Source organism: Corynebacterium sp. HMSC075D04 (assembly GCF_001815635.1).
In the GTDB taxonomy this organism is placed as follows: Bacteria; Actinomycetota; Actinomycetes; order Mycobacteriales; family Mycobacteriaceae; genus Corynebacterium; species Corynebacterium coyleae.
On sequence record NZ_KV821360.1, the window covers coordinates 26,198 to 28,007 of the forward strand.

Below are 1,810 nucleotides of genomic sequence, written 5' to 3' on the forward strand. Positions count from 1 at the left end.
ACATGATCAGCGATGACATTGCGCAGCCGGTCTTTGACGAGACGGCCACGTATCTCACTAGTGGGGCAGTGCACCTACCGCCGCTGCTCGGGGTGGTGCAAGTGCCCGAGATCGTCACCGGGGCTGCGTGGTGGTCTGTGTACCAGCATCCGCTCATCGACGAGCCGCGCCACGGCGTTGTCGGCGAGGTCGCCGCATCGGCGGCGCTGCGGCAGATGCTAGAGCACACCGGCGAGCTGCCGGAGCCGAGCAAAGACGACATCGAGGCACGCCTGAACAGCACCGATCACGGCATCGACGCTGCCGAGCACGCCGACATCATCGAAGACGCGCTGGCGTATATCCCGCCCATGTTCTCCGACGTGCTGCAGCGTGAATACGAGCAGGCGGCGGCAGGAATAACCCAGCCGAGCACGCGCGCTGTTCGATCGGCGCTGAAATGCTTCACCACGCCGCGCTTGCGAGACGCGCTGCTCGCGGCGCTGCTCGATGACCCGCAGGCGGGCCTACGGTTCGCGGAGCAGGTTATGCGTGCTGTCCCGACCAGCTGGCCAGGGATGCGCGCGCAGCTCACCACCACGGTTGCCGTGCTTGCGCACGCCACAGGCCAGCCGGGACTAGCTGGCGTGGCTGCGCACCGAGCCACCGAGATCGGGCCAGACGAGAACTTCCCGTCGTTGGTGGCGAAGCTGACCGACATCGGCCAAGGCGAGCGGATGGTCGAACTCGTCCGCGAGGGCGCCGAGAAGACCCGCACGATCTTGTTCACCGAGTAGCACCACACACCCCGTTGCAGCGATGCAACGGGGTTTCTTTTTTCTCGTCGGCCGTGGCTTGCGACAGCAGACACTTCAACGAGGCAGGGGAGCGACCCCTAGACAGCAGAGCTGTCTCCAACAGACGGATTGACCATCAATCCGAACAAGGAGGCACGTGATGCGCGACATCACCCACACCGACCTGGAACTGCTCTACCAGCTCGCCGACGGCATCGACGGCGAGGACGCCGATCCGGGCGCAGCACAAGAACTGCGCGACCTAGAGGCGGCAGGCACGCCGCTGCCCTGGGCAGTGCTGTAACGACAGCGCAACCCCCCGCAGCAGCAAAGCAGCTGCTTCAACACCCACATTGCACGGCAATTCACACCCACCCACATAAGGAGAACCATCATGTCCAACCCCTTCAACAACGGCACCATCGTCGGCAACGCAGCTCGCGCACCCAAGCTGTTCGAGCACGCAAACGGCGGCGCGACGGTGAAGCTCAGCGTCTATGCGCGCAACACCTTCAAGAACAAGGCCACCGGCAAGGTGGAAAGCGAGATCGTGGAGCTGACCGGCTACGTCCAGGACGCGAAGAACCCCGGCGTGTTCGGCTGCATCGGGTCCGGCGACCGTGTCGCAGTGAGCTACTCGCTGAAGACCGACGTCTACACCGACAAGGACGGTGTGAAGCACTACCCGCTGGTCGCCCGTATCGACACCGTGCAGCTGATCGACTCCAAGAAAGAGTCCGCTGCGCGCGCAGCCCGTCGCGGAGGCGAGGCGGCGAACGCCGCCCTGGCTGGCGCTGACGCCGACAACGACGAAGCACCGTTCTAACAACGACACCCCGCAGGGAAACCTGCGGGGTTATTTTTTTCAACTATTTCACGGTGTTGATCCAGCTCTTTCACGGCCTTACCCAACTGAACAAAACCCAACAGCCCTAGCATCAGCTTGGCGATCGGGGTGGAGTCTTTTGAGTAGGTCTGTCCCTCCTTGAGGAACTTCACCGGGTTGCGTCCCTTAGTGTGGTGTAACGCTTGCT

General features: G+C 63.3%; 3 protein-coding genes and 1 pseudogene. 3 read left to right on the forward strand and 1 reads right to left on the reverse strand.

Features of this window, described 5'->3' with window-relative positions:
• The 3 genes from HMPREF3048_RS08800 to HMPREF3048_RS08805 all read left to right on the forward strand — a co-directional run.
• The coding region (locus tag HMPREF3048_RS08800) for a DUF4192 family protein (RefSeq protein ID WP_070771900.1) at positions 1-776 on the forward strand (776 nt) is incomplete at its 5' end.
• A gap of 160 nt (positions 777-936) precedes the next feature.
• On the forward strand, positions 937-1,080 hold the full coding sequence (locus HMPREF3048_RS12320; RefSeq protein ID WP_016456431.1) for a hypothetical protein: 144 nt from the start codon (positions 937-939) through the stop codon (positions 1,078-1,080).
• Between the two features lie 90 nt (positions 1,081-1,170).
• The gene (locus HMPREF3048_RS08805) at positions 1,171-1,602 is read left to right on the forward strand and encodes a single-stranded DNA-binding protein (protein ID WP_034997554.1); all 432 of its coding nucleotides are present in this window, start codon (positions 1,171-1,173) and stop codon (positions 1,600-1,602) included.
• Here HMPREF3048_RS08805 and HMPREF3048_RS12135 read toward each other — a convergent pair.
• Positions 1,599-1,810, reverse strand: a pseudogene (locus HMPREF3048_RS12135) (hypothetical protein); the annotation flags it as partial. The gene HMPREF3048_RS08805 and the pseudogene HMPREF3048_RS12135 sit on opposite strands and share 4 nt — an antisense overlap.

Excerpts from the sequence above, each read along its gene's own strand:
- HMPREF3048_RS12320 (WP_016456431.1), top strand. The coding sequence starts at position 937 with ATGCGCGACATCACCCACACCGACCTGGAACTGCTCTACCAGCTCGCC.
- HMPREF3048_RS08805 (WP_034997554.1), top strand. The coding sequence starts at position 1,171 with ATGTCCAACCCCTTCAACAACGGCACCATCGTCGGCAACGCAGCTCGC.